This window comes from Xanthomonas sp. SHU 308, assembly GCF_000364645.1.
In the GTDB taxonomy this organism is placed as follows: domain Bacteria; phylum Pseudomonadota; class Gammaproteobacteria; order Xanthomonadales; family Xanthomonadaceae; genus Xanthomonas_A; species Xanthomonas_A sontii.
Map to the genome: position 1 here is coordinate 1 of NZ_AQOK01000716.1, position 4456 is coordinate 4456.

The 4456-nt window shown below is 71.3% G+C and carries 4 protein-coding genes; all 4 read right to left on the bottom strand.

Going from position 1 to position 4456, the window contains the following annotated elements:
* Positions 1-769: EAL domain-containing protein (locus D588_RS28015; RefSeq protein WP_017917159.1), on the bottom strand; the 769-nt coding region annotated here is incomplete at its 3' end.
* A gap of 104 nt (positions 770-873) precedes the next feature.
* Complete coding sequence (locus tag D588_RS26150) at positions 874-1446, bottom strand: invasion associated locus B family protein (RefSeq protein ID WP_017917160.1); 573 nt, start codon at positions 1444-1446, stop codon at positions 874-876.
* Between the two features lie 146 nt (positions 1447-1592).
* The gene (locus tag D588_RS0119370; RefSeq protein ID WP_026143899.1) at positions 1593-2477 is read right to left on the bottom strand and encodes an OmpA family protein; all 885 of its coding nucleotides are present in this window, start codon (positions 2475-2477) and stop codon (positions 1593-1595) included.
* A gap of 125 nt (positions 2478-2602) precedes the next feature.
* The coding region (locus tag D588_RS0119375) for a YadA family autotransporter adhesin (protein WP_017917162.1) at positions 2603-4456 on the bottom strand (1854 nt) is incomplete at its 5' end.

Consider the following 4456-nt stretch of genomic DNA (forward strand, 5'->3'; position numbering starts at 1 on the left):
GCGAGGCGATGAGATAGCCCTGCACGGCGTGCGCACCTGCGGCGCACGCCGCCTCCCACTGCGCCGTGGTCTCGATGCCCTCCACCACCACGCAGCCGCTGTGGTCCGCGCACATCTGCACCAGGTTGCGCAGCAAATGCGCAGGCGCCTGCGGCTCGCAGGCCCGGAGCAGCACCGACCGATCGATCTTGACCACGTCCGGCTGGCAGCGCGCCAGGAACTCGAACGTGGTGAAGCCCGCCCCCAGATCGTCGATCGCGATGCGCACGCCGCACTCGCGCAGCGCCGCGACCAGGGTCATCACCTCCCCGCCATGCGTGATCGTGCTGGTCTCCGTGATCTCCAGGGTCAGCCGCCGGGCCACGTCCGGATGGTGGCCGAGCTGCGTCAACACCGACGTCCACCCCGGCCCCTCGCGCAGCGACGCCGCCGACACGTTGCAACCCAGGCACACCTCCGGCACCTGCTGCAGCAACTCGATGATCGCCTCCAGCACGCTGAAATCCAGCCGCTCCACCCAGCCCAGCCGCTCCAGGGCGCCGACGCCCTCGGCGCAGGCGACCACGCCCGCATGCACGCCCCCACCCTCCCCCAGCCTCAGCAAGGCCTCGTCGTACAGCACGGCGCCCTGCGCACCGTCCCGCCCCAGGCTGATGACGGGCTGGAAGGCCAGCAGGAGCCGGCCTCCCCGCAGCGCGGACAGCAGATCCGCCGCCGCCCACACGTCCCGCCGGCGCATCGCACGATGGCCGCAGCACTCGTTGTCCATACCTACCTCCTGTGCAACGTCGCACACCGCGACGCCTGCGTTCCGTTCATGGAAGCCATCGCGCTCCTGATCCCCCCTCCGGTCCCAGCCCATGGCGCCTTTGCCTACCGTGCCGCCTGCGCCGGCCTGGGCGCCTGCGCCGCCAGCGACAGCATCTGCGCGTAGCCCGCCTCGAAGCCGGCCAGCGGCAACTGCACGTCGAAGCTGCCGCCCGAGGCCACCGGCGCGCTCACCTTCAGCGCCTTGCCGCTGCGCAGCGCCGCCAGCGCGCTGGCATCGAAGCTCAGGTCCACCACGCAGCCCTCGGGCAGGCAGGTCTGGTAGGGCACGTTGCGCGCCACCGGGCCGTCGTCCACCTGCAGGGTCACGCCCGCGCGCACGTCCAGCCCGAAGGGCGTCACCAGACCCGCCACAGCCCGGCTCGCGCCCTGCGGCTTCACCGTCAGCTTCACCACGCGCTGGTTGTCCTGGCGGCGGCGCAGCTCCACGTCCAGATCGCAGAAGCGCTGGCCCTGGTCGTTCCAGCAGCTGACGCCCCAGTTGCCGAACTGCTGCGTGGTGCGCGCCGCCGCAGTGGGCGCGGCACCCGCGGCGGCCGAGGCAGTCCGTGCCGGCGCTGGTGCCACGGCCGGCGGCGGGCTGGCCGCCGGCATCTGCGCACAGGCCGCCGACGCCATGATCGACAGGACAAAGCCACTCCACCGGGCCCGGAACGGTGTGCTGGACATGCTCTTCATTGCAGAAAACTCCCCCATTGCGATCTCGGAAAAAAACGGTGATGCCGCCGCGCGGCGCGAAAGACCCCACATGACGAACGCGCCGCTCACGGGCGCACGTCCAGTTCCACGCGCCGGTCCGGCGCCAGACAGGCGATCAGTTCATCGCGCGGCAGGCTGTCCGCGCAGCCCACGCTCACCGGGGCCTGCGCGCCCATGCCCCGGGTCTGGATGCGTGCCGACGCGATCCCGCGCTGCGCCAGATAGGCCGCCACGGTGGCGGCGCGGCGCTCGGAGAGCTTCTGGTTGTAGTCCGCGCTGCCCAGCCGGTCCGTGTACGCCCTCACCTGCACCACGGCCTGGGTCCACGGCCCTTCGCGCAGCTGCGCGGCGAAAGCGTCGAGCGCCTGCCGCCCCTGCGCGCGAAGGTCCTGCAACCGCCATCCATCGAAGCCGAACAGCGCATCGGCCTGCAGGGTCTGCAGCTGCGCCTTCGGCGGCACGTCCGGTGCATGCGACGCCGGCGCCGGCGGCGGCGGGGGCGGCACCACGGCCACATGCGTGTCCGCCGCACCCGGCGCGCACGACGCCGGCAGCCAGTACTGGCTGCCCACCTTGCCGTCCTGGCCGAACAGCAGTTTGAACTGGCACGTCGTGAAATCCGCGCCGCCCGGCCGGCGCACGTGGAAGAGATAGTTCCACTCGCGCGGGGCGAAGCCCTCCCCGAAATGCGGCGCGCCCAGCAGCAGCACCACCTGCGCCTTGTCCATGCCCGGGTGCACCAGGGCCAGCGCCTCGGGCGTCGGGAAGCTCCCCTGCGCGGCCAGCCCGTTGGTCGCCTCCGGCACCGGCCAGACCAGCTGCTGCGCGCTGGCGCCATCGTCGGCAATGCCCTGGCTGACAGTGCCGCAGCCCGCCAGCATCCAGGCCACCGCGGCCGCCAGCAGCAACCGGGCCGCCTGCCGTTCGAAGGTGTAGTAGGTCGTGTTCATGTCCATCGTTCTCGATCTGGTTGAAGATTCCCGGCAGGGCCGGGCGCGCAGGCAGCCCTGCTGCCTGCGCCCTCTCGTCTGCGTGTGGGTTGATGAAGGGCCTCAGCCCTGGGCGGTGCGCGGGTTCACCACTGGAAGCCCACCCCGGCGCCCACGCCCACGTTGCCGCGCGTGGTGGCCGAGCCGCTGAGCTTGAACACCCAGCGTGCGTTGTCCGACAGCGCCGACACGCCCACCGCGATGGCCGACTGCCCCTGGTACGAACCCAGCGCGACCGAGGTCATGCCCCGCCCCGGCATGAAGGCCTGCGGCAGATTGGCGGTCGCCAGCGCGGCGGCCGTGCCGGCATTGGCGTCCTTGCGCACCGTGGCCACCGCCTGATCCGTGTACCGGTTGGCCGAGGCGATGCCATGGTTGAGCTGGTCCACGTTCACCGCATCGGTGCCCGCCACCCCCGGCGCCACGTTGGTGACCGGCCGGCCCCCGGCGTCGATGCCCGTGGTGGTCATGCTCGGGCCGCCCGCGATGCTCACCCCGTTGTTCGCCACCGTGGTGTTGCCCACCGTGATGCTGTTCAAGCTCAGGTTCTCGCTCAGCGCGTACGTGATGTCGGTGCCGTTCTGCGTCAGCGTCATGTTGTTGCCGGCCGTGTAGGTCACCGTGCTGCCCGGGCTGACCCGCGCCACACTGCTGCCGACGGCAACGCCCGAGCCGGTGGCGGCCGTGGTCACGTTGAAGCCCGCCCCCGCCGTGGCCCGCACCGACTCGATCGCCTGATTCGTCGCATACAACTGGCTGCCGTTGACCGCATCCGTGCTGGACGCACTCAACTGGCCGGCCGCCACGTTCTGGATCTGGCGCTCGCTGCCCGCACTGCCCACGCTGACCACGCCCACCGGCGCACTGCCCGCGAAGGCATAGGTCTGGCCCCGCAGCGTGGTGCCCGTCGTCGCCACCGCCGCCGTGGTGGTCGAGCCGTTGCCCAGCGCCACGCTGTTGGCCGTGCTCGCTGCCGCCCCGGTGCCCACCGCCACCGTGTTGCTGCCGCTGGCCGAGGCCCCCGACCCCACCGCCGTGCTCTCCGTGCCCGTGGCCGACGGCGCCACGTAGCTCGTCGTCTGCGACCCCGTGACCCACCGGTTGGCCGCCCCGCTGGTGGCCTGCGTCAACTGGCTCACGTTCACCGCATCGGTGCCCGCCACGCCCGCGGCCACATTGGTGATCCGCTGGCCGCCGGCATCGATGCCGCTGCTGGTCACGCTCGGCCCGTTGACGATGACCAGGCCCGAGGCCCCCAGGGACACGTTGCTGCCCACCGACAGGCCGTTGGTATCCAGCCGCGCATTGCCCGTGGTCAGGCTCACCGCGTTCAGATCGTCGGCCGTCGCCACCGTGATGTCCGTGCCGTTGCGCGTCACCTTGATGTTCTGCCCGTCCTTGAACTGCACCGTGTCGCCCGGCTTCACCTGCGTGGCCGTGTCGCCATTGGCCTGCACGTTCCAGCCCGTGCCCGCGGTCGCCGCCACCGACGCGATGGCATCGTTGACGGTGTCCTTGCCGGTGCCGCCCACGTTGCTCATGCTGATCCGGCCCGTCGCCGTGTCGTAGGCCGCATTGCCGCCCAGCACGGCGACGGCCGAGTTGCCCATCGCGTAGAGCTGCGCGCCGTTGATGGCATCGGTCGAGGTGGACGACAGGTCACCGGCCGCCACCCGCGTGATCTTCTTGCCGCCCGCGTCGATACCGTTGATGGTCACCGACGGGCCGTTGGCGATGGTCATACCGCTGGCCGCATAGGTAGTGCTGTTCGTGCCGTCGTCCACCTTCAGCCCGCTGGTGTCGAGCCGGCTGTTGCCGGTGGTGAGGCTGGTGGCGCTCAGGTCATCGGCGGTCGCCACCGTCACGTCGGTGCCGTTGCGGGTGACCTTGATGTTCTGGCCATCCTTGAACTGCACCGTGTCGCCCGGCTTCACCTGCGT